22 protein-coding genes are annotated in these 23523 nt (G+C 67.6%); 10 read left to right on the top strand and 12 right to left on the bottom strand.

Annotated features, from left to right (window positions below):
• Positions 1 to 83 precede the first annotated feature (83 nt).
• Entirely contained in the window at positions 84 to 473 is a 390-nt protein-coding gene (locus tag J4H92_RS14660) for a heavy metal-responsive transcriptional regulator (protein ID WP_144588649.1), read from the bottom strand.
• 104 nt (positions 474 to 577) lie between these two features.
• On the opposite strand from J4H92_RS14660, the gene merA reads away from it, so the two are divergent.
• Positions 578 to 2002 carry a mercury(II) reductase gene (merA, locus tag J4H92_RS14655; RefSeq protein WP_144588647.1) on the top strand — a complete coding sequence of 475 codons (1425 nt, stop codon included), beginning with the start codon at positions 578 to 580 and terminating at the stop codon, positions 2000 to 2002.
• Positions 2003 to 2135: 133 nt separating this feature from the next.
• On the opposite strand, the gene J4H92_RS15525 is transcribed toward merA, so the two are convergent.
• From J4H92_RS15525 to J4H92_RS14600, 11 genes are all read right to left on the bottom strand, one after another.
• A complete protein-coding gene (locus J4H92_RS15525) occupies positions 2136 to 4220 on the bottom strand; it encodes a hypothetical protein (RefSeq protein WP_243752429.1) in 2085 nt (694 codons plus the stop codon).
• A gap of 110 nt (positions 4221 to 4330) precedes the next feature.
• Positions 4331 to 4678, bottom strand: a complete 348-nt coding sequence (locus J4H92_RS14645; RefSeq protein ID WP_144588645.1) for a helix-turn-helix domain-containing protein — start codon at positions 4676 to 4678, stop codon at positions 4331 to 4333.
• 5 nt (positions 4679 to 4683) lie between these two features.
• Positions 4684 to 5802 carry a tyrosine-type recombinase/integrase gene (locus J4H92_RS14640; protein ID WP_208098927.1) on the bottom strand — a complete coding sequence of 373 codons (1119 nt, stop codon included), beginning with the start codon at positions 5800 to 5802 and terminating at the stop codon, positions 4684 to 4686.
• A 173-nt stretch (positions 5803 to 5975) separates the two neighbouring features.
• Complete coding sequence (locus J4H92_RS14635; protein ID WP_208098926.1) at positions 5976 to 7580, bottom strand: VldE C-terminal domain-containing protein; 1605 nt, start codon at positions 7578 to 7580, stop codon at positions 5976 to 5978.
• A 13-nt stretch (positions 7581 to 7593) separates the two neighbouring features.
• Positions 7594 to 8286, bottom strand: a complete 693-nt coding sequence (locus J4H92_RS14630; RefSeq protein ID WP_208098925.1) for a hypothetical protein — start codon at positions 8284 to 8286, stop codon at positions 7594 to 7596.
• A 36-nt stretch (positions 8287 to 8322) separates the two neighbouring features.
• Positions 8323 to 9324, bottom strand: coding sequence for a ParB N-terminal domain-containing protein (locus J4H92_RS14625; protein ID WP_208098924.1), 1002 nt, complete (start codon positions 9322 to 9324; stop codon positions 8323 to 8325).
• Positions 9321 to 10214 carry a hypothetical protein gene (locus J4H92_RS14620; protein ID WP_064862096.1) on the bottom strand — a complete coding sequence of 298 codons (894 nt, stop codon included), beginning with the start codon at positions 10212 to 10214 and terminating at the stop codon, positions 9321 to 9323. Before J4H92_RS14620 ends, J4H92_RS14625 begins: the two co-directional genes overlap by 4 nt.
• 93 nt (positions 10215 to 10307) lie before the next feature.
• Positions 10308 to 10712, bottom strand: coding sequence for a hypothetical protein (locus J4H92_RS14615; RefSeq protein ID WP_208098923.1), 405 nt, complete (start codon positions 10710 to 10712; stop codon positions 10308 to 10310).
• On the bottom strand, positions 10709 to 11347 hold the full coding sequence (locus J4H92_RS14610; protein WP_064862086.1) for a DUF2637 domain-containing protein: 639 nt from the start codon (positions 11345 to 11347) through the stop codon (positions 10709 to 10711). Before J4H92_RS14610 ends, J4H92_RS14615 begins: the two co-directional genes overlap by 4 nt.
• 32 nt (positions 11348 to 11379) lie before the next feature.
• Complete coding sequence (locus tag J4H92_RS14605; RefSeq protein WP_048549360.1) at positions 11380 to 12312, bottom strand: bifunctional DNA primase/polymerase; 933 nt, start codon at positions 12310 to 12312, stop codon at positions 11380 to 11382.
• A complete protein-coding gene (locus J4H92_RS14600) occupies positions 12312 to 13385 on the bottom strand; it encodes an ArdC-like ssDNA-binding domain-containing protein (protein ID WP_208098922.1) in 1074 nt (357 codons plus the stop codon). Before J4H92_RS14600 ends, J4H92_RS14605 begins: the two co-directional genes overlap by 1 nt.
• Positions 13386 to 13696: 311 nt before the next feature.
• Between J4H92_RS14600 and J4H92_RS14595 the strand changes: the two genes are divergently transcribed.
• From J4H92_RS14595 to J4H92_RS14555, 9 genes are all read left to right on the top strand, one after another.
• Entirely contained in the window at positions 13697 to 14128 is a 432-nt protein-coding gene (locus J4H92_RS14595; protein ID WP_094182230.1) for a hypothetical protein, read from the top strand.
• A gap of 60 nt (positions 14129 to 14188) precedes the next feature.
• Positions 14189 to 14653: a hypothetical protein gene (locus tag J4H92_RS14590; RefSeq protein ID WP_048548410.1), complete on the top strand. Its 465-nt coding sequence runs from the start codon at positions 14189 to 14191 to the stop codon at positions 14651 to 14653.
• Entirely contained in the window at positions 14650 to 15660 is a 1011-nt protein-coding gene (locus J4H92_RS14585) for an MAB_1171c family putative transporter (protein WP_208098921.1), read from the top strand. The genes J4H92_RS14590 and J4H92_RS14585 overlap by 4 nt, the downstream gene beginning before the upstream one ends.
• Positions 15657 to 16793, top strand: coding sequence for an alpha/beta fold hydrolase (locus J4H92_RS14580; RefSeq protein WP_208098920.1), 1137 nt, complete (start codon positions 15657 to 15659; stop codon positions 16791 to 16793). Before J4H92_RS14585 ends, J4H92_RS14580 begins: the two co-directional genes overlap by 4 nt.
• A gap of 135 nt (positions 16794 to 16928) precedes the next feature.
• Complete coding sequence (locus J4H92_RS14575; RefSeq protein ID WP_208098919.1) at positions 16929 to 17117, top strand: excisionase family DNA-binding protein; 189 nt, start codon at positions 16929 to 16931, stop codon at positions 17115 to 17117.
• Between the two features lie 160 nt (positions 17118 to 17277).
• Positions 17278 to 18000, top strand: coding sequence for a hypothetical protein (locus tag J4H92_RS14570; protein WP_208098918.1), 723 nt, complete (start codon positions 17278 to 17280; stop codon positions 17998 to 18000).
• Positions 17997 to 18554 (top strand): BREX protein BrxB domain-containing protein, encoded by a 558-nt coding sequence (locus J4H92_RS14565; protein ID WP_208098917.1) that lies wholly within the window; start codon positions 17997 to 17999, stop codon positions 18552 to 18554. The genes J4H92_RS14570 and J4H92_RS14565 overlap by 4 nt, the downstream gene beginning before the upstream one ends.
• Entirely contained in the window at positions 18551 to 22009 is a 3459-nt protein-coding gene (brxC, locus tag J4H92_RS14560; protein ID WP_208098916.1) for a BREX system P-loop protein BrxC, read from the top strand. Before J4H92_RS14565 ends, brxC begins: the two co-directional genes overlap by 4 nt.
• A 1-nt stretch (position 22010) precedes the next feature.
• On the top strand, positions 22011 to 23523 hold a 1513-nt coding region (locus J4H92_RS14555; RefSeq protein WP_208098915.1), incomplete at its 3' end, for a BREX-1 system adenine-specific DNA-methyltransferase PglX.

Genomic DNA, 23523 nt, shown 5'->3' with positions numbered 1-23523 from the left:
TCAGGTGTGTACGCATCACCTGGGGGGCGTGCTGGTATAGCGACCGAGTGACCTGCCGCGAACTGTCTCCTAGTTCCGGAGAGCTATAGGTAGCGGCAGACCTGGTCCGGGCTACACGTCGCCGGTTCCGGGTGCGCGGCGTCGCGTCTGAGCTCGGTGATGGTGTCGCGCAGCGCGGCGAGCTGGGCGATCTGCTGCTCGATCTCGGCGAGGCGCGCGTCGAGGAGGTCGCGCACGTGCTCGCAGGGAGCAGCGCCGTCGTCGCGGATGTCGAGGATCTGGCGGATCTGGGCGAGGGTGAGGCCCGCGGCCTGGCCGCGGTGGACGAAGTCGATCCGGGCGGCCGTCTCGGGCGCGTAGTCGCGGTATCCGGACGGCGTGCGCTCGGCCGGGGGCAGCAGGCCCTGCTCCTCGTAGAACCGCAGCGTCTTCGCCGTCGTTCCCGCCCGCTCGGCGAGTTCCCCGATGCGCATCGCAGGCCCCCTTTTCTTTCGGCAGAATCCCTCTTGACCTTCCCCTGCACTGGAAGGTCCAGTATGGCCGAGAAAGAAGAGAAACCCAAGTGACGGGAGCTGCGATGCCCACGAAGTACGACCTCGCCATCATCGGATCGGGCGGTGGTGCGTTCGCCGCCGCGATCCGCGCGACCACGCTCGGCAAGTCGGTGGTGATGATCGAGCACGGGACGCTCGGCGGCACCTGCGTGAACACCGGCTGCGTGCCGTCGAAGGCCCTGATCGCCGCGGCCGACGCACGGCACTCCGCGGCCGACGCCGCCGACCGGTTCCCGGGGATCGCGACGACGGCGGGGCCAGTGGACATGCCCGCCCTGATCGCCGGGAAGCAGGCGCTGGTCGAGTCGCTGCGGGGCGAGAAGTACGCCGACGTCGCCGACTCCTACGGGTGGGCCGTCCGCCGCGGCGACGCCGCGTTCGCCGGCACCCCTGACGCTCCGGTCCTCCAGGTCGCCGGGGACGACGGGAGCACCGAGACGATCGAGGCCGGGCACTACCTGGTCGCGACCGGCTCTCGGCCGTGGGCCCCGCCGATCGACGGCCTGGACCAGACCGGGTACCTGACCTCGACCACGGCGATGGAGCTGACCGAACTCCCTGAGTCCCTGCTCGTGCTCGGCGGCGGCTACGTCGCCCTGGAGCAGGCGCAGCTGTTCGCCCGGCTCGGCTCCCAGGTCACCGTGCTGGTCCGGTCCCGGCTCGCGTCGAAGGAGGAGCCGGAGGTGTCCAGGACGCTGCAGGAGGTGTTCGCCGACGAGGGCATCCGGGTGGTCCGCCGCGCGCTGCCGACGCGGGTGTCCCGCGACGCCGCGACCGGGCAGGCCGTCGTCACCGCGGATGTGGCCGGGGGGCGGGAGGAGTTCCGCGCCGACCAGGTGCTCGTCGCCCTCGGACGACGACCAGTCACCGACGGGCTCGGCCTCGACAGGGTCGGGGTCGAGACCGGGGACCTCGGCGAGGTGGTCGTCTCCGACCGGATGCAGTCCTCCCACCCGCGGATCTGGGCGGCGGGCGACGTGACCGGCCACCCCGAGTTCGTCTACGTCGCCGCCCACCACGGCACCCTCGTCGCCGAGAACGCGTTCGCCGACGCCGACCGGGCCGTGGACTACGCCCGACTGCCGAGGGTCACGTTCACCGGCCCGGCGATTGGCGCGGTCGGGATGACCGAGAAGGACGTCGTCGCCGCCGGGATCCGCTGCGACTGCCGCGTCCTGCCGCTGCACCACGTGCCCCGCGCACTGGTCAACCGCGACACCCGCGGCTTCATCAAGATCGTCGTGGACGCCGACACCGGGAAGATCCTCGGCATCACCGCCGTCGCCAAGGAGGCCGGCGAGCTCGCCGCCGCCGGAGTCCACGTGCTCGGCAAGACGGTCGCCGAGGTCGCTGACGCCTGGGCCCCCTACCTGACCATGGCCGAGGGCATCCGGATCGCCGCCAAGGCCTTCACCACCGACCCGTCGCTCCTGTCGTGCTGCGCGTGAACAGTGCCGCGGGCAGTGCGGATATCTCCGTCGGAGGGCGGGGGCAGACAAGGAGCTCGAACCAGCACCGCAAGGAGGTGGGAGTAGTCGGGCCATCCGTCGCGGCGGATCTGGACCTTTCGCGCCGGCGTGCCTATCGGCGGGCAGCGGCGTAGGTGTTCCAGGAAGCACCGGCGAGGGTGGCCCAGCGGGTCGCGGCGCCAATGCTAACGCCGATTAGGGATGCGAACACGGCCGGTGGGGTGGTCGAGGCCAAGTACAGCATCGCCGTGTTTCGGCTGGCCCTGGTGGTGATTCCGAGCCGGTGCATGCGGCGCATCAGGGATGCTGGGTGCAGATGGCTGCCGGCGATTTTCCCGGTGAACAGCCATCGGGGGCTGGCAAGCGTACTTGCGGGGCCGAATGGCTTGGCGACTGGTAGCGCGGTGACGAGTGCGTCCAAGGGCGGGATGAGCAGCAGAGGTTCGGGGCCGAGGGCGAGGTAGGTGTCTCCGCCGCGAATCTCAATATCGTTGATGGTGAGGGTGGCGAGCTTCGCGGCAGGTTGGGCATAGAGCAAGATCAGGCAGGCTGCGGCACGATCCTCGATGCTGCCACTGTCGGGTTCATGCAGGAGGCGGCGGGCCAGGGCGATCTGGTCGTCGGGGTCGACCTCGTGATCGGGGTCCTTGCGAGGAACAGGCTCAGGTAACCGGGTCAGGGCAAGGTAGCCGCCTCGTTTGAGCCAGCGGATGAAGCCGAGGCGTCGGCTGCGATCAGTGGTGATCCAGGCATCGAGGCAGGCTTGCGGGCAGTCGTCCAGGTCGTGCCCGCTTGCGGTGAGGTGATCGACGAACGCGTGGGCGGTGTCGATGTCGGCTCGGCAGCGTGCCGCGACGTTGGGGGCGATCCGCTGGTGTCGGTCGGTTTTGACGCGGCCGCAGACATGCCAGCGGGCATAGCGAGTGAGCACGCTGCGCAGCTCGGGGTCAGTCACTTCGTCTGCGGCTGTGGCGGCGTAGCGGTACAACCGGGCGGCATTCTCATCGCGTGGAGGCAGCGCCCCGGCGGCGACGAGCATGGCGCGAAGGTAGTTGACCGAGAACACCTGCGGTTGCGCGTCGAGGGCCTCGTGTCTGAGTTCGATCCTCCCCTGGGCGATGTCGGTCAGCAGCCGCATGCTGGCGAGGCTGTGCCAGTTGTTCAGCAGTGACCGAGGACGCTCGAGTTCGGTCAGCGCATCACGGACGGGAATGAGCTCGGGGCGGATGCTCCCGTCGGGGCCGGTGAGCGCGGTGTCGATCAGCCCGGCGGCTTGGCAAGCGAAGCAGCGCGGTGAACCGTGGTTCGTGGCGCGACGACCGAGGGCCTGCTGACCGCAGATCGAGCAGTCGATCACAGGTGCTTGGTAGCAGGTCGGGCAGACGTCCGGCGTCGTGTCGGTGGCCCGCAGCGCGACTCGTTTGAGCCGTCCGCAAAGGCCGCAGGGCCTCTTGGGATGCCGGTAGCAGCGTGCGCAGAGGTTCTGTGAGCCATCACGTCTGCCGCCAGCTCTGGCCGCCAATGGTCCGATGGCTCGGCACTCGTCGCACGCGTCCTCGGCGGTGCGGGTCCGGGTGTAACAGGTGCCGCAGAGCGCGTCGCCAGCTTCGGTCCGAGCGTTGACCCGGCGCGTCTTGCCACAACCGGAGCAGACCTCACACCTTCCTCGTTCGGCTCGGCATCCGCGGCAGTAGCCCAGGCCGTCGTCACGGGAACGTGTGAGTACGCGCATCCGTCCGCAACCAGCGCAGACTTCCTGGGGACGATGGCGCTGATGGCAGCATTCGCAGACTGGGCTGTGCCCGATAGTGACATTGATGCGCTGGCCTTCGCGTCCGCATTCGCTGCAGGTCGCGACCCGCAGTCGGCTGTAGCAACTCGTGCAGATGCGTTCGCCGTCACCGTGGGAGTGGAACAGTGTGCGAGGCCGTGAACACAGGGCGCACGAGGGTGAGACGAGCCCGGTCACACCGGCGGTGATCGCGGCGTAGAGGAACTCGCCGACGACCTTGCGCATCCGCGACCCGCCAGCGGTGAGCACGCCCGGATCAGCGCTGAGGTGCTTGGTCAATTGCGACCGGGAACTTGGCGCGGATGCGACTTCGGCCAGCAGTTCCTCGACCAGGCCGTCGGTGACGCTGGGATCAACAGTGCGCAGCAGGGCAAGGATCGTCGCTTGCTGGCTTTCACGTTTCATGGCTTGGCGGGTCGCGGCGAGACGCTTGTCACCGCAACGACAACGCGGCCCGCTGACGTTGGAGCGCTGGATCGGCAGATCGCAGTCCAGGCACGACCTGCGCGAAGCGGTCAGGACTCGTCGGCGCCGCGGATCGTGGCGCGGGTCGGGCGGTTCTTGCTCCCGCTCTTCGGCGGGGTGGCCTTGCCGGTGGTGCCCGTCCTGCGGCCGCGCTGCGAGGCCGAGGCGACGTAGGGCTCGATCAGATCGCTCGGGGTGCAGCCGAAGATATCGCAGAGCGCAGCCAGGAACGCCATGTTCAACCGCTCAGGCTGGCCGACCACGATCCGATATACCTGGGTGGAGGTCATCACCACGCCCCGGTCGGCCAGCAGCGGCACCAGATCAGTCGTGGACTGCATGCCGTGCTCGTTCATCACCTTGCGCAGGTGCCAGTGATAGGCAACGGTCTTCGTCATGGCAATCAGCCTCCTTGAACTGCTGTTGGTGAGATGAACGCCGCGTCCAGAGCGCGGCGCAGGGTTCGGTTGCGGTAGTCCCCGGACACGCCGGTGTAGAGGGCGGTGGTCGAGCCCCAGCGATGCCCGACCTGCTGCTGGACGAACAGCGGGTCGAAACCGTCCTCGATCAGATGCGTCACATACGAGTGCCGCAGGCAATGCGGGTGCAGCGACCGGTCCAGGCCGAGGTCATCGCGCCAGTCGGCGAAGCGATCGTCGATGTGCTTGAGCCGGATGCGGCCCTGGCGCTCGGTCGGCCACAGGATCGTCTTGTCGGCAAGATCGAAGCGGGGCCGTACCTCGGTCACGTACTCCTCGATCACCGGGCGCGTCCAGTCGAACACCGCCAGCACCGCCCGGCGTCTGGGCTGCGAGCCGCGCATCGCCTTGCCCCAGCGGACGTTGCAGACCCCGAACCGGCCGAACTCCCAGCCCTGCGGGTTGCGAGTGAAGTCGGGCAGGTCAAGCATCGCGGCCTCGCGGCGACGCAGCCCGAACGCATAGATCATCTTGAACAACGTGGCGTCGCGGAACAGCGTCAGCCAGCCTTTCCGCTTGGAGGAGCGAGCCTGGTCCACCAGATCGTCGGCATAGTCGAAGAACGTCTGCAGCTCTAGGCGCGACAGCGGTCGCACGCCTGGTCGTGCCTCGTGATCGCTGACATGAATCACGGTGTTCCACTCGTGACAGACCTGCACCGGGTGCGAGTCAAACAGTTCCAGGCAGCGATCAACCCAACCGTAGCGGTGGTCGATCAGGTAGTCGCAGAACAGCGCGATCGAGTTCTGATACGCCCGAGCGGTGGACACCGACAGGGGCCGCGACCCCGAGACGAGTTGAGTCGTCCATTCCTCCACGTCTGCCGGCGACCACTGCCAGGGCGGAGTCCCGCAGAAGTCGGCGAACCGTCGCACCTGCGATGCCCTGGTCTGGATCGTCTGCACCGCGAGCATCCGCGAGGTTTGCTGCGCCGACCAGCCGGTCACCATCTCATCGAAGAACTGCTCCGCCGGCCGCAGCAGCGACACATTGTCAGACGCCGACGCCCCTGCACCGGGCACCTGATCGTCTGAGAACACCATGTCACGACCTTACATTAAATGTAAGAATCATGCATCAAATGTAAGATCATCAGCGAAACGCCTGGTCAGGTGGGGTGTCCCTACTAGGTTGGAGACGACCGCGATCCCGCAGAACTCCGAGAATTCGGCTTACATCTAAGGTACGAATCGTACATTAGATGTAACATCGGACCTTACACCTTGACGGTGACATGGAGGTGGTCGTAGTGGCCTCCGGTGATGGAGGCGGGGTCGTGCATGCCGCCACCGTTGTAGGGTCGCCAGCCGTCGGCGTTTCGGGCGAGGGACCAGATTTGGCCTTGCCAGATCAGGTACTCGACGCCGAGCACGTCGGCGTTGTCCTCCATCCAGTTGGTGACCTTCCAGCCGGCGTCGAGCTGGGCCGGGGTGGGGCGCTGGCCGATGCGGTTGCCGAAGGTGATGTCGCACGCCCTGCCGAGGGGATGCTCGGACTTCGTGCCGGGGCGGGGCGAGTAGCAGCCCCAGCCGGTGTCGGGGAACGCGGCGAGGGTCTGCTGGTAGAGGTGGAGCATGCGAGCGGTGATCTTGCCCGAGCTGGTGGGATCGTCGACGAGCCGGTCGGGGTCTCCATCGACACCGGTCGGCGCACCAGCAGTGTTGTTGCAGGCGGCGGGTGATCCGCTGGTCGCCGTCGGCAGGTTCGCGGCACCGTGCTCGTTGAGCCAGGCTGCGGCGTCGATGGCCTCACCGTTCGTGCCGCCGGGCCGGACCTCGAAGTGCAGATGTGCGCCGGTGGACATGCCCGAGGAGCCGACATCTCCGATGTGCTGCCCGGCGCTCACACGGTCGCCGGCGCGGACGTGGATGCCGCTCTGCCACATGTGCGCGTACGCGGTCGCGACGGTCTTGCCGTCGATGGAGTGCTCGATGACGATGAGGCCGCCGTACCCGCCGGAGAACTCCGCGACGCTGACGGCGCCGTCAGCGGCGGCGAGGATCGGGGTGCCGTCGGGCGCTGCGAAGTCGGTGCCGGTGTGCATCTTCCGTTCGCCAGTGATCGGGTGCACGCGCATCCCGAACGGCGAGGTCAGCACCCAGGTGCCCTCGGGCAGCGGGAACACCACCCGCGACGACGAGACCGCCGGGCCACCCACGCCACCAGCGGCACTGCCGACGTTGGTGAGGGCGGCCAGGATGCTGTCAGCGATGGGCGCGTAGTTGCGGTATCGGTCAGGGTAGGCGGACACCTCGACGGCTTGGGCGGCTTCGCCGGGGTCCATCTGTTGCCAGCCGGGGATGTCGAGCAGGCCGCGCGGTGAGGGGTAGTTCGGTCCGGTCGGCCCGCCGAAGAACGCGCGCGCCTGATACTGCGGGTCCATCAACTCGGCGACCGTGCCCCACCCGGATTGCGGGCGCATCTGGAACAGGCCGAGTGAGTCGTGGTCGCCGCCGTTGCCGTCGTTCGGGTAGTTGGCCGACTCGGGGTAGGTGCCGGTGTTGGTGAGCATCCGCAGCGTGGACTCGGTGAGCGCTGCCATCAGCGCGATCTTGATTCCCGGCCGGCCCACGTCGGTGATGCCGTTGCCGACCGTGATGATCGTTGCCGCGTGCGTGAGCTGCTGACGATTCAGGGTGAAGGTCTCGCCGTTCGCGGTGGTCACGGTGAGCGCGTCCGGGATCGGGCCAAGATTCACGGTCCCGGCGGGGATGGCGCAGTAGGCGGCAGCGGGGTTCATCAGCACCCCGACCCCGAGGAGCGCTGCGGCAGGGGCGAAGAACAGCAGCGCCAGGGCTGCGATGGCGGCTTTGCGGAACACGACGTCAACCCCTTCAGCGCAGCGGGTTGTCGAGCTGCGACAGCCGCAACAGGTGGCACGTCGGATAGGTCGGGGCGCAGACGACGAACACGGTGAACGCGACCGGATGCTCACTGATGACCGGCTGGCCATTCCAGACCCCGGCTCGGCGGCGGGTGCCCTCGATCGTGACGGCCGTCGTTCCTGCCGCGAGCTGCCCCGGCTGAGCCTGCGCGACGGCGTCGGCCCAGGCGTCGGGGACGTACGCGCTGTCGATGGTGAGGTACTGGCGGGTGGCGTACTGCCGCAGCTCGATCCAGGCGTCGCGGGTCGGCAGGTAGACGGCCACGTCGGAGGCCAGCCCGGCTTGCTCGTCCCCGCTGGGGTCACCGACTGCGAGGATCGCCGAGGTGTAGTCCAGCGGCCACAGCCCCGACGCCGTGTCCCACGCAAACAGCGTGGACGCGACGCCCTGAGCGAAAGTCGCAGGATCGGCCGAACGCGGAACTGTTGGAACCCGCGGCGGCGTGGGCGTGCTCGGTGCCACGGTCGGCGGTGCTGTGGTGACTGGGCCGGGCTCCGGGTCGGGATCGGGGCTGGTCTTTCTTCGGGGGCCGGTGAGGAGTCCGTAGACGCCGACGCTGGCGAGGAGTAGCAGGACGATGCCGACAGCGATGAGGGCGACGAGTCGGCGGCGGTGGCGGGGATCGGTGGGTGCAGGGCTCATGCCGAGCAGGTGCGCACCATGCACCGGGTGTTGTCGTCAGAGTGCGCGGAGGCGTGGCCGCTCCGTCATGCCTTCGCGGGCGGCTCGGAGTGCGTCGGCGAATCGGAGGGTGCCGTCGGTGGTGGCGAGGAAGTTCTCGAACTGCTCGTCGGTCAGCTCACGCGCGAGTGTGTTGGCGTCATAGTGGGTCCACCAGTTCGTCAGTTCGCCCCAGGTCTGGACGAACGCGCGCAGGGGGTAGCGGACGGGTTGCCCGTCACCGCTGACGAGCGGCAACGGCTTGGGTGGGGTGCGCTTGCCCTTCTTGATCGACTTCGCGTGGGCCACGGCGGCTTCGGCGCGGGCGTGCATCTCGGCCTCGCGCCGCTCCCGTGCGGTGGTGTCGGCATCGCGGATCGCTTGATAGATCGGGTGCACCGGATCGCCGGCCTCGATCCGCTCCAGCCCTGCAGCGGCCTCCGCACGCAACGTCTCGGGCTGAGTGGGGTTGTTGGCGATGTCTTCGAGGTAGCCGATCTTGTCGAGTGTCTTGTACGACGCGCCACCGGGAATCATCGCTGCGGCTTGCTCGTCGGCTCGCCCGCGCGGGGTGTCTGACGGTGCGGGAAACTTTCCCGCACCGTCGTTTCCTGGCTGGTTCTCGCTGCTGAACTGGGTTGCGGCTTTGCGGCGGGCGGCGTCTTCGGCCATGACCTGCTTGATCTCGCGGTAGAGACCGGCGGCTTCGAGCTGGGTGTAGGGCTTGTGGAGCATGTTGTCGTCCTGCTCGGCGAGGAGCTGCCCGAGCCGGTCCGAGAGGCCGCTTCGCACCCACACGTTGACGGTGCGCCAGCCGAGCCGTTTGATTGCGGCGAGGCGGCGTGCGCCGCAGACGAGTACACCGTCGATGGTGATGGTCAGCGGTTGCAGGAGGCCGTCGCGTTCGATGGACGCGGCAAGGGCGTCGATGTCGCCCAGGTCGGCGCGGTGCCGGGTGCCGACGAGGATCGACTCGACGGTGCGGTCGAGCTGGATGCTGCCGATCTGGGGCTCGGTCACGACGATTCACCGCCTCCACTACTCGGAGCGGCCAGAGCGAGCGCGAGGATCAGATCGTCGTCGCGGAGCAGCAGGTCGAGGGTCTCGCCCAGCAGGAGCCGGAGCAGGATGCCGCGACCGCTGCTGGTTGCGACGTAGGCCGGGTGCGGGTTCCCGAGTAGCGCTCTCAGCAGGGCGGCCCAGGAGCGGCGCGGGAGGTCGAGCAGTGCCCGCGCGTGCCGGTCGCGGCGAAGCGTCTCGTAGGCGGACTGGCGGGTGCCGGCCTTCATCAACGCTCCACAGATGTGCTCGACCGCGGCCCGTGCGGTGTCGGTCGGCCAGTCGAGCAGGCACAGCATCGCGATTGCGTCCTCGGCCGCCGACCCGGCGGACATGCACGCCTGCGCCGACCCGAGACTGTCGCGCGGCTCCGGTTCGAGGTCACTGGGACGCAGGTCGGTGGTGTGGAACGCGGGGTGGTAGTCGGCCAGTGCGGTATCGCGTTCGGAGAATCGTTCGGGGTCGTGGAACGCCGAGACGTGCGCGCGGCGGGCCTGGTGCACCGAGCAGAGCAGCCCTTGGGCGCGTTCCTCGTAGACGCAGGTGATCCGCACGGCGTGGGTGATGATCGCCCACGGGTCGTTGGCCTCGCGGGTCGAGCGGTTCTGCATCGCGTCGAACGCCGCCGTCACTGCTTCCCAGGTGTCGAGCTTGTGCTTCCTCGCCAGAGCGCGGTACTTGTCGGCGGCGAACTCCATCAGGTCGCGGGCTACCGGGTCGTGAACCCAGGCATCCTCGCCGCCCTCGGCGAGGCGGTTGAGCAGGGCGCGTAGGCCCTCGCCGGTGGTGAAGTCCTCAGCCCCGTCGGCCATCGGAGCGGTGTTCGTGCTGGTGCGGGTTGGTGTGGTCATGGTGTCGGCACCTCCTGGCAGGCAGGTGCGCACTCGCTCCCACGAGCGCGTCTCGCATGCCGATGCCTTCGCAGCCATGACCTGTCACCACCGTCAACTCATCGAGACCCCAGGGCGGGACATCTGCGACGCCGGTGCGGTGCTGCGTCCGAACGCCGAGATCGGCGGCAACCGCCGGGCACGATCCCCGAGACGACGAAAGCCTGCCCCAATCGGGGTGCGCGTGCGGCGTGCTAGCTCGGCCTGAAAGTCGAGGCCACGACCGGCCGCGTGCGCCGAGTGCCGGGCGATCAGGTCGGTGGGGCGCACCCACTCCACGCCCCGCCCGCGAACGATCGCGTGCTGCTTGTCGTCGCGGGCGACCTGCGCGGCCCGCACCGCTTCCGGCGTACTCGTCACCTCGGCGGGCTCGGGGCGCTCCCGCGTCTCCTCGGACAGCAGCCGTGCCGGATCGGGCCTCGCGGGATCGATGTGCTGTGGGTTGTCGGTGGTGTTCATGGGGTGGTCTCCTCCCGCTCGGCGGCGGTGTCGGTGGTGTCAGTGAGGTGCGCGACGGCGAACCAGCGGCCCACGGTCGAGGGATGCACCCCGAGCTCGCGGGCGATCCGCTTGTTCGACCAGCCCGCCTCTCGCAGCTCCCACCCCATCGCGCGCCGATCCGCCACACCGTCATCGCGACCGGTGGTCTCCGGCTCGCCAGCGGGCAGCTCTGGCATGGACTCGACGGTGACGGCCCCGCTTGCGGCGGCGGCAGATTCGACGTCGGTGGTGCGGGTGAGGATCACGGTCAGGTGCGTGATGGCCAGCAGAACGACGGGCGGCACTGCGGCGACCGAGGCCGCGAGCATCCTTGGCACGTCGGCGTCTGCGGCGACGACGGCGTGAATGGCATTTGCCGTGACCGAGACGAGTGCGCCGCCGACCAGCAGCGCCCACGGGTACCAGGCCGAGCGTTGCCCGGCGAGGGCGACGACGGCGACCGTGGCGACGACGATGATGCCGTCCACGATCAGCGGCCACGCCCACGCCTGCCCAGCCCCGATCCCGGAGCGAGCGGCCAGATCGGCCAACGACGTGAACGATAGCCAGAACGCTCCGGCGGCGATGAACACCGTCCCCGCGGCCGCTGTCATCGCTGCCCAGCGCCGCCCGTCCGATTCTCGCCTCACAGCCCCGCCCTCCCGAAGGCTGCGGACGGTGGGCTCGCCGAACGACCGAACCAGCGACCCACGTTCCGGCTCCGGCCGTCTGACGCGGTCTCGGATGCGGGCTGAATGGCTCGGTAGGCAGAGCGCACGGTCGTGGCGATCTCGCGATCACCCAGACCCGCCGACTGTGCCGCAGCACCCAGCGCATCGAGCGCATCGGCGGCCGAGACGCCGTTCTCGGCGAGGCGACAGGCAGCCCAGAACAGGCCACGGTTCCGCTCGCCCTCACCCCGCCCGGCGACCCACGCCGCCAACCGCTTAGATTCCATATCCATCGAGCCGCTGCTGGGACGTGGTGGGGCGACGGGGCGCGGGTCGAGAAAGTCCCGCAGACGTGCCGCATCCACCGCGCCGACCGAGTGCGCGGCGATGTCCGCGACCTCGTAGAGCTTCACATTGCCGTCGATGATTCGCCGGGAAGGAGGGGCGATGATGTAGCCGCCGTCGCCCCGGAAATCGACACCCGCAGCGGCTGCCTGCCACGAACGCTGCTCGCTGCCTGGTGTCGCCGGGAAGTACACGTGCGCGCCACCGGTGGGTGTGCGCACCAGCAGACCCGCTCCATCGACGAGCCCCGCTTCGGTGGCGCGCTGGTACGCCGCGCGGCCATCGTGGGGGCCGTGGACATCGACATCCACGACGACAACGCCCGATGCCGCTCCCGTCGGGATGCCGATGTTCGCATTCGGTGTGCGCGACCACCACGCGGCAACCTGTTCCGGGTCGCTGCTCGCGTCGAGGAACCCACGGCGGGTCAGCGGACGCTTCCCCTCCACGAGGCACGGGAACACGGGCACCCCCGCCGCCGCGAGACTCTGCGCAGCCAAGGCCAGGTTTGGTGAGCGATCCACGCGAATGAGCGCCGCAAGGACATCGAATGGATCGGGCATCACAGCCCCCGCCCCGCCAGCGCCGACGCAGCACGCGGACGATCGGTCTCTACCGCAGGCGCAGCCGTGCGGGAAGTGCGCGGACTGGGGGTGTCACGGTCGAGGCCGGGCGGGGTGCCGTCGCCGACCTGGAGCGTGTCGAGCTGGTCGAGGATCGCCAGCGCGGTCTTCCGCACCCTCTCGCCGGTGGCCTGCACCACCTGGACGGGCTCGTGGCCGTCCACTCGGGCGGCCCAGCTCGAGACGTACGGGATCGTGTACCCGGCGGTGTCCATGCCGTGCGCGGCACCGATCATCAGCGCGACGGACTCGGCTTCGACCTCGCGGATGCCGCGATGCTGCCGCGCCTCCTCGTCGTCGGGATCGTGCATCAGCACATGCGCCAACTCGTGCGCGAGGGTCTTGACCTGCGCGGCAGGGTCCATGTTCTCCCGCACCGCGACCGTGCGCGCCTCGTAGTCGGTCATGCCGTTCGCGCCGGAGATCATCCCCTCGTGCGGCACCCGCCGCACCTCAAACCCCGCGACGCGAATCTGCCCGGCCAGCCCCTCCCACAACCCTGACGGTGCTTCGCCTTCCAGCAGCGTCGGAGCGGGCGGCACCGGCAGCGGTTCGCCGTCGGTCTGCGAGGCGTCCCACACGTAGGCCGGGCGCGCTCCGACCATCCGCGAGCGCACCACCTCGTTGACCTTGTGCTTCTCTCGCGGCCCCAAGCGACGCCAGGAGTTCGGATCGGCAGGATTGGACGACGCGAACCGGCCCGTCACCGGCGCGAAGATCATGTACCCGGTCTGCCCTTTCATCACCTGCCGCCCGAGCCCCTGCCACTGCCGGTACCCGGCGACCAGGGTGGGGAAGGGCTCGGGCACGCGGCCCGCCTCGAACGCGGCCTCGTGCTGCACCCAGATCAGCATCGTGTTGTTGAATGACCGCGACCTGAACCGTGCGGCGAAGGCGAGCGCCTGCCGCCAGTCGTCACCCGAGACCAGCGACTCGACCGCGTCGGTCAGTTTCTCGTGCAGCTCGTCGAGCTTCGCCTCTCGCGCCGCGCGGGCGTCCTCGTTCGATGCCATGCTCCGGCCTCCTCTTCGGCGGGCCGCGCCAAGGTTGCGCGCGGCGGTACACCTGGCAGGTAGGCGCGAACACCCGCGTCCAGTCCGTGAGCTGGACATCGTTCACCTCCTTGAGGCAGCCCGAGCCGAGACCGGGACACGGCATTGAGCATGCTCAAAGCGTCCCGGAGTCCTGTTCTAACACCGACCGTTGAGCATGCGCAAGCCTTGATTTGTGCATGCTCAACGAGTACGGTTGAGCATGCACAACCACCCTCCGGGTGGACTACATCGATGCCTTGCCCGTCGCGAAGGGAAGGGGGTCAGCCACCATGACCGAAGACGAGAGCCAGGCTGCGGCCGAAGACCTCGCCAAGCGTCTACGGCTCCTGATGGATGTCGCCGTTGCCGAGTCCGGCACTGAGCCGACCTACTCGCAGATCGCCGATTACCTCCACGAACGAGGCACCAACCTGTCACGGTCGCGCTGGACGTACATGGTCAACGGCCACCGCTACGTCCAAGACCCCGCTGTGTTCGAGGGGCTCGCTGCGTTCTTCGACGTGGACGCCGCGTTCCTGCTCGGCGAGGACGGTGCCGCTACCCCCGAGAAGGTCTCAGCGCAGCTCGATCTGGTTCGGTCCATGCGGGCAGCGAAGGTGAAGTCCTACGCAGCGCGCACCCTCGGCGACATCTCGCCGAAAGCCCTCCACGCCATCACCAAGTTCCTGGACGAGGAAATGACACACATGCCCGAGCACTGACCGGTACCGCACGACACGGAGCCGCCACCGGTCCTGCTCCCCACAGACAAGGGGCGAACCGTGAATATCGAACAGACCGTATCGGCGGCCGTCGCGGGCCTTCAGCTCGGCAACACCTTTACCTTCGACAACCTCCGCCACACCGTCCAAGACCGCCGGCACCGGCGGCTCCGCATCGTCGAACTCGCAGACCTCGACGCCCACGACGGCCTCTGCGCGGCATTGCTCTCCACCGCCGCCGAAGACTTCGTGCTCCACGCCCGCAGCGACTCCGCACTGCACCGTCAGCAGTTCGTGCTCCACGAGCTTGCCCACATGATCCTCGGGCACTGCGACGGCGACGACTGCACCGTCGACGAGGCACTACTGCCCAACATCCCGCCGCACACCCGCGCACGCCTGCTCACTCGGCAAGACCTCGACAGCGAAACCGAGATCGCCGCCGAGTCCCTCGCCGACCGGCTCGCCGCAGGCATCCGAGGGGCGGTGTTCGCCGAATCGGCCTACTCGGAGGTCTTCGGATGATCCAGACGCTCGTCGCGACGCTCATGTGGGCGCTCGTGGCGAGCCTGCTCATTTTCCGCCGGAAGCGCACCGACAGAAGCATCACCTACGCCGCGATCACCATTGCCATCGCGATGACGCTGAACGTCGATGACATCTACACGGTCGTCGATCCGCTCCTCGGCGGCACGAACATCGCGACGCTGATCGCGGACGCCCTGCTGATGACCGGGCTGTTCTTCCTCGGGCGCGGCGTCATGAAGTCCGGCGAGTACCGGCCCCGGTTTGTCCGTGCCGCCGTGAGCGCACCCGTCCTGCTCATCGCGCTACTCGCAATCACCGCATCGTTCCTGTTCATCGACCGCGGCACCAACACCACACGATTCATGAGCGACCTCGGCGCACAGCCAGCAACAGCGGTCTACTCAATCATCAACTTCAGCTACGGAGCACTCGTCATCGCAACGATGCTCGTCCTCGCCGCACGGCAGTATCGACACAGCACAGGCATCCAGCGCCTCCCCACCGCGCTGCTCAGCCTCGGATCAACCTTCGGCGTCGCCCTCTGCCTCGCCGTGATCGTCATGGACATCGCCCATGCAGCCGGTCAACTCGACCTCATGCACGCCATCCAGGCCGCCTACGATCCGCTCTCCGTCCTCACCTTCGTGTTCCTCTGCGCCGGGTTCGCGGTCCAGCCCGCCGTCCGCCGCGCCCAGCACCACGCCCGACGACGGAACACGATCTCGTTCACGGCGCAGCTGGAGCCGCTCTGGCTCCGAGCGACACGCGCGCGACCCGGGCTGAGCCAAGCCGACCCCCTCGCCGCCAACAGCGACGACCCGGAGGGACACCTGCACCGAGTGATCGTGGAAATCCGCGACGCAATGATCGACCCCCGCATCACCTTCGACATCAGCGCCGAAGACCGCGCCCTGCTCGAACGAGCCGAGAGCCACCTCGTCGGAAACGACACCACCGTCGCAACGACGCTGCCCGTTCCAAACGTCGAGGAGCGTGAATCGTGATCGGGCGCATCGCCCTCGGCGGCGGGATCGCGGCAGCAGCAGTCGGCGGGCTCGGGTGGGCAATCGCAAGGCGGCTCACCGCACCCGTCGGCCCGCGCACGTTTGACCTCCCCGTCCGAGGAGTCGAGCACGACGACGACGGTGACCTGATCGTGCTCGACCGCACCGACCAGACCACCGCGCACGGCATCTACAACCTCTGGTTCGAGCACGACCGCTGGGCACAGCTCTCCGCAGAGATCACCGATCGCGGACCTACTCGCGTCGCCCGCAGGATCACGGGCACCACATCGGGCTTCACTCCGAAGGTCGGCGACCGCGCCTCGTGGAGCGGCATCTACTACGCCACCCCAGCCGAGGCCGGACTTCATGCCCGCGAAATCGCCATCGCCGCTCCCGCAGGATCGTGCCCGGCCTGGCGCATCGACGGCGACCCTTCGACCTGGGCGATACACATCCACGGCCTCGGCAGCACCCGTGCCGGCACGCTTCGAGGCGTCCGCGTCGCGACCGAGCTCGGGTACACCTCACTGGTCGTCAGCTACCGCAACACAGCAGAAGGGCCACACGTTGGCACCGGCCGAGTGACCCTCGGCCGCACCGAGATGAGAGACGTTGACGAAGCCATCGGGTGCGCCGTCCGACGCGGAGCCCAACGAATCGTGCTCTTCGGCTGGTCGATGGGTGCCGCGATTGCCCTCCAGCTCGCCGACCGGCCGCGACACGAGGGGTTGATCGCCGCGCTTGTGCTCGACTCACCAGTCCTGAACTGGCGCGAGGTCATCAAGTCCAACTGTGTTCGCAGCGGACTGCCCGCAGCAGCCGGACACCTCGCGATCCCGTGGCTCACCGTCACCCCGCTGGCGCGTGCAGTCGGGTTGCCGGGCAGCATCCCACTTCGCTCCTTCGACTGGACATCCCGAGCCGCAGACCTCGCCACGCCGACCCTGATCCTCCACGGCACCCGAGACGATTCCGCACCGATCCGGCTCTCACAAGGACTCCGAGACGCCCACCCGGACCTCGTCGAGCTGGAGACCTTCGACGCCGGCCACACCCTCTGCTGGAACGCCGACCCCGACCGGTGGTACGCGACAGTGACCGCCTGGCTCAAGGCCCGTGTCCCGCGCTGATCGGCAGAGCGCACCGACCACCCTCGGCACCCGTCTCGTTCGGCCACGCCCGGAGAAACCCAGTTCAAGCCGGACCTCCACCGGTATCATCGTGAGTGTTGGCCTGCCTGGGCCATAGAGCGAGGGAGGACCAACGTGGCTGAGCCGTGGCTGTCTGCAGACGACATCGCCGCCCACCTCGGGGTCACCAAAGACACCGTCTACACATGGATCGCCGAGAAGGCCATGCCCGCACACAAGGTCGGACGCCTCTGGAAGTTCCAGGCCAGCGAGATCGACGACTGGGTGCGACGAGGCGGAGCGGTCGGAGACGACACCCCGTGAAGGCTCAAATGTCAGAAGCTCCTGCTGAGATAGGACCCGCGATGAAGTCCACCGCGGAACAGAGTCGCAATGCCCCGGTCCAGGTGAGTGATGCGATGTGCGTGTTTGGAAGGAAGGACTCCGGCAAATGATGAGTTCTCATGCCGCTGAGAGTGACTTCATGCTCGGCACGTTGCGAACGACCGCCAGCCACACGATTGGCATTCCACACCTGGTGGAGCTCCTCCGCGAAGTGCCATCCGATGCGCCCGCCGAGCAGTACCGCCAAGTAGTAGTCGACGGCAACGTCCTCGGACGGCCGACTCTGGCCGGGCGGCAGCGTTCATTCCGCCACCTGCGCGAGCTGTACTTCCTAGACCCGGGGCGTGCTGAGTTCACGGCCTTGCGGCGTTTCTGGGACATTGACCCTGCATCGCGCCAACTCCTGGCGGGGCTGCTGGCCTTCACCCGTGACGAGGTCCTCCGAGCGTCGTTCGCCGCGATCGCGGACCTCCCGGTGGGTTCGAGCGTGACCTCGGCAGACCTCACCGCTGCCGTCGCCGCTCAGTTCGGCAGCGAGATGTCCGAGTCAACCCTTGGGAAGACTGGCCGCAATACCGGGGCCTGCTGGACCCAGACCGGGCACCTTGCGGGCCGCGCCAAGAAGGTGCGCACCGAGGTTGAGGCCCGTCCGGCGGCCATCGCGTATGCGGCCTACCTCGGTCACCTCGCCGGCGGACGCGGCATCGGCGTACTCGACAACCCGTGGTCGAAGATGCTGGGGCTGGCTCCCGGCCGCACGTTGGAGGCACTGCGTGACGCGCACACCGAAGGTCTCCTTGACCTGCTCGTTGCCGGCAACGTGGTCGACGTGTCCTTTCCGACTCTCGGGGGTGTCGCATGAGCCGCGTCTCCGATCTCGTCGATGCCTACAAAGCCGAGTTGTCCCTGACCTGGAAGGACAACGTATCGGGCGGCGAGCGCGTGTGGATGCTCGTATACCCGCCCGACCTGGAACGGCAGATGCGGCATGCTCTGCCGAGCATCGAGTTGGCGACAACCCAAGCGGGTCGCGGCTGGGTGGTCATCGACGTCACCGATGACTTCGGCCGCTGGCTTTCGTCACACCGCCATGCTGAGGCGTTCTACGAGGAGCCGAGCGACCTCACTCAGTCGATCCTGGATCAGTTTGAGACAGCGCTTGTCGCGCGCATCCGCCAGGCTCTCGAAACGGCACCTGAAAACGCTGTCGTGGCACTCGTTGGCATCGGCTCGATCTTCCCGTTCCTGCGAGCATCGAGCGTAATCAAGTCCGTTGACTCCGCGGTCACCGGACGCCTTCTCGTTCTCTTCCCCGGGCTTCACGACCCGGAGACTCATTCATTCCGCTTGCTCGACGCGCGCGATGGGTTCAACTACCGCGCCCGTGTCATCGATCCACAGAAGGACATCGCGTGACGACCAACAATGACCTCTTCGTCCGGCCTCCACTCAGCTTCGAGATTCCGAACGACGGCGTAACCAATGTGGACCGTCCCGAGGACTCCAACCAGTGGGACGTCCTCAAGTACGAGCTGGAGAGCTTCGTCTGCGAGGGCGAGTACGAGCACGGCCTCCAGCGCATCCTCGATTCCTACACCGGACATCGGAATCGAACGACGCAGCCCGCTGTGTGGGTGTCGGGCTTCTATGGCAGCGGTAAGTCCCACCTCGTTCGAGTACTCCAGCACCTGTGGGCCGATACTAGGTTTCCGAACGGTGCGACCGCGCGCGGTCTGACGAACATCCCCCAGGGCATCCACGACCAGTTGACGGAGCTGACAGCTCTCGGCCGCCGCGACGGTGCCGCACCGTGGGCGGCAGCAGGTGCACTCGATCGCAGCGGCGACACCCTCAACTCGGTGTTTCTCTCGATCGTCCTCGGCGCGGCAGGACTGCCGACGCGTGTCGCTCCCGCGCAGGTTGCGCTGTGGCTCGCGGGGAACGGGCACCTCGACGCTGTTCGCGATCACGTCGCGACCAACGGCGGCGACCTCGTCGAGGAACTGGGCGAGTACAACCTCAGCACGCTGCTCGCGAACGCGATCCTTGCAGCCGACCCGCAGTTTGCCGCGTCGGCCAAGGACGTGCGTGCCGCGCTGCGCAGCCAGTTCCCGCCGGATACCCGCTCGTTCTCCACGGATGAGACGATCGCGCTGCTCAAGAAGATTCTTGAGTACGTCGGCGATGGCCAGATCCCGCCGTCGCTGATCGTCCTCGACGAGGTGCAGCAGTACATCAGCAGTGACGGCGGCCGAGCGATGGAGGTGCAGAACCTTGTTGAGTCTGTATCGCGCGAACTGAACGGTCGGGTGCTGCTTGTAGCTACGGGCCAGCAAGAGTTGACGGCTGATTCGACGCTTCAGAAGATTCAGGACCGTTTCACCGTCAAGGTCGTGCTCAAGAACCAGGACGTCGACGCCGTTGTCCGCCGTGTGCTCCTCAGCAAGGAACCTGCCAAGAAGCCTGCTCTTGACGCCACGTTGGCGTCGGTTTCCGGGCAGATTTCCCGCCAACTCATCGGCAGCAGGATTCAGCACACCGCGGCGGATGACAAGGACCTCGTCGAGGACTACCCGTTGCTCCCGTTGCGTCGTCGTTTCTGGGAGAGCGTGCTTCGCCAGGCCGACGCTGGCCGCGCCGGTCAGCTGCGCTCCCAGCTCCGCATCGTGCATGAGGCGAACCGCAAGGTCGCTCCCCAGTCGGTGGGCACCGTGGTCGGCGCCGATTTCCTCTACTCGCAGAAGAACGAAGACCTTAACGGCGCGGGTCTTCTTCTTAAGGAGACGCAGACGCTCATCCACGAGCAGGGGCAGAAGGACCCCCTGCGCGGCCGCATCCTCGGCCTCATCCACCTCATCGGTCTGCTCCCTACGTCGGGTCACGGCGACATCGGCGTCCGCGCGACGGCAGACCATCTCGTCGACCTCCTCGTCGAGGACCTCGCCCACGACGGGGACCGGCTCCGGCAGCAGGTGCCTGCGGTGCTCGAAGCGCTCGCCGAAGAGGGCGTCATTCAGCAGGACGGCGAGGAGTTCCGCCTTCAAACTAAGGCGGGCCGCGAGTGGGACGAGGCATTCCGCAGGCACCACGCTCAAGTCACGGACAGTGAGGTAAGCACAGATCGTGATTCGCTGTTGCTCACTGAGGTCGGACGGTCGATACCCGCTTCGATCCAGCAGGGTCGTGCCAAGGAATCCCGCAAGCTCGCGCTGCACGCCGACGCCTCGCCTCCGCCGGAATCGGATGCGATCCCGGTGTGGCTGCGCTCCGAGTGGGACGAGGGTATAACCGCGAAGCAGTTCGACGAGGCCGCGCGCAGCCTCGGAGTTGACTCGCCGATCGTGCTCGTCCACCTTCCCCGACTCCAGGCTCCGGCGTTCGTAGCGGCAGTCCGTAACAAGCTCGCCGCGCAGAGAGTGATCGACCAGCAGGGAATCCCGCAGGATGATGAGGGCAAGCAGGCCCGAAGCGCGATGCAAACCCGCCTCAACCGGGCGACGGACCGGGTGAATGCCCATGTTCGTGACGTGATCTCCAAGGCGAACGTGCTCCTCGGGGGCGGCACGGCCCCGAACGGGCTCTCACTGCGCGAACGCATCGAAGCCGGCGCGCAGTCTGCCGCGACCCGCCTGTTCCCGCGGTTCTCCGAGGCTGACGACAACCGGTGGTCGATGGTTAGGGACCGAGTGAAGAACGGGTCGGCAGCTGACGCGCTGAAGGTGCTCCAGTTCGATGCCGACCCAGAGCAGCATCCCGTCGTCAAAGAGATTCTCGGCCACGTCGGCCCGGCAGGCACGTCCGCGAGTGAGGTCGAGAAGGCCGTGACATCGAAGCCGCTCGGCTGGCCGCGCGACGCACTCATGGCCTCCCTCGGCGTGCTCCTAGACACAGGAGTGATCCGTGCGACGCTCAACGGGAGCGACGCGACCACGGCCGATGTACTCAAGCAGACCCGCCTCGGCAACGTCCACCTCCGCCGCGAGGTCACGGTGCTCAAGCCCGCCGAGAAGATCCAAGCCCGCCAGTTGCTGAGCAACCTCGGCTTCCTGACCGACAACGACGGACTCGTCTCGGCCGTCGATCAGGCCGTCCAGTCGCTCGTCGACCGCGCGAAAGGCGTTAGCGGGCCTGCTCCGCTGCCTGACATCACAGTGCCAGGCAGCATCCAGGCGATCGTGGACTCGTCGGGAAACGACCGCGTGCACGCCCTGCTGGCAGCGAAGAGTGACCTCACGAGTTTCAACGACCAACTCGGAGACCTGGAACGTAGGCTCAAGAGTCGCACACCCTCGCTCGAACTGGCGCGTTCGCTTGCATCCTCGGCCACGGAGCTGGAGCCCGCCGCGGCGGCCCGTGAGCGGCTCGACGCACTGGCCGCGAGCCGTGATCTCCTCACCGAGGCCGATCCAGTCGCCCCGATCGTGAAGGAACTCGCCGAGGCGCTCCGCGATGCCATCCACGAAGCGGCAGTTGCGTTGCGCGACGCCCGCGCGACGGCTGTCGCCAGCCTCGAACAGCAGCCAGCATGGACGGCTCTCGACGAAGCGCAGCGCGAGGCGCTCCTCACGGAACATCATCTCGGCATCGAGGCGGAGCCCAACCTTGCAGATGCTGCTGCCGTCCTGAGTGCGGCGCAGACTCGCCCGCTCCAGGGGTGGACCGCTGAACTCGACGCCATCCCGCAACGGGCTTCGCGGGCGCTGGAAGCGGCCATTCACCTCACGACACCTGCGGCCAAGACGGCCACAGTGCGGGTTTCGACGGCGAGCCTGAGCAGCGCCGACGAGGTCGAGCGCTACATCACCTCCCTGCGGATGCAGCTTCTCGACGCCCTGAACAACGGTAGCGACACCGTGGTGGTGAAGGGCTGACATGACGACAGAAACGACGAAAGTCCTCAACTTCGACCAACGACGCTTTCTAGATGCCCAGACGCAGCGCGCCCGCGAGGCTGCACAACGCGCAGCCGAGGATGCTCTGCGCGCTCTCGCGGTTGCCGAGCCGAGCCGTCCGGGCTACCTGAGTGACGAGCAGAACAAGCTCCGGCTCGCGCTCCGCGACAAAGCACGGCAGCTCGGCGATGACACCGCATGCGCAGGTGCACCGCTCACCAACCTGGTGCACGACGTTGCCTACGAGCAGTGGCATCGCTTGCTGTTCGCGCGCTTCCTGGAAGTCAATGGCCTGCTCCGGCATCCGGATTACCGCGATATCCCGTTGTCATTGGAAGACTGCAGCGATCTCGCGTCTGACCTTGGCGAGCCGGATGCCTGGGCCGTTGCCGCGCGGTTCGCCTCGGAGATTCTGCCCGGCGTGTTCCGCCTCACCGACCCCGCGGTACAAGTCCAGTTCGCAGCCGAACACCGAGCCGCGTTGGAGCGTCTCCTCCTCGACATTCCTACCGATGTCTTCACGACGGAGGACGCCCTCGGATGGGTGTATCAGTTCTGGCAGACGGCCGAGAAGAAGCGCGTCAACGAGTCAGGCGTCAAGATCGGCGGGGCCGACCTCTCGCCCGTCACACAGCTCTTCACCGAGAACTACATGGTTCGATTCCTGCTCGAGAACTCGCTCGGAGCATGGTGGGCCGCACGTCACCCCGAATCTGCTCTGCTTGACGGCTGGGAGTACCTGCGCCGCAACGAGGACGGCACCCCTGCCGCCGGTTCGTTCAGCGACTGGCCCGAGCGCGCTGCCGACGTGACGGTGATGGACCCCTGCTGCGGCTCCGGTCACTTCGTCGTCGCAATGTTCGGCATGCTCTGGCGCATGCGTGCCGAGGAGGAGGGACTCACGCCGACTGAGGCACAAGATGCAGTCCTCCGCGACAACCTCCATGGCCTCGAACTCGACCCGCGCTGTACCCAGATCGCCGCCTTCAACGTCGCGCTCGAAGCCTGGAAGCAGGGTGGGTTCCGCGAGTTGCCCGCTCCACAGATCGCCTGCTCTGGCGTACCGGTCCGGGGCAAGTACGAGGACTGGGAGGCCCTTGCCGGCGCGGATACGGAGCTTCGTGCGCTCCTTGGGCGGTTGCACAGCAGGTTCCGGGAAGCTGACACGTTGGGCTCGTTGATTGACCCCCGGCCAACTTCATCAGATGATGCACTTTTCGGGAGAGATTTGAGTGTCGGAGTTGACTGGTCTCGAACTCGCGATGCGTTGCGGGAAGCGTTGTCGGCTGAGCAGACGTCAGAGTCGGTTCTTGGCCATGCCGCGGGGGATGTTGTGGACGCTGCCGCTCTACTGGGTGGCTTCTATTGTCCCGCGTCAAGTAGTTGGCAGGATTTCTTCTCGTTCGAAGTTGGGGATGGTGGGGTCGGCCAGGCCCAGGTGCACCTCCATTGGCCGGTTCCAGGAGATCGCCTCGTGCGGGCGGATCTCGTTG

The sequence above is a fragment of the Leucobacter weissii genome (assembly GCF_017565745.1).
Classification (GTDB): domain Bacteria; phylum Actinomycetota; class Actinomycetes; order Actinomycetales; family Microbacteriaceae; genus Leucobacter; species Leucobacter weissii.
The sequence above is the reverse complement of the archived record's forward strand: the minus strand, read 5'-3'. Positions and strand labels throughout refer to the sequence as shown.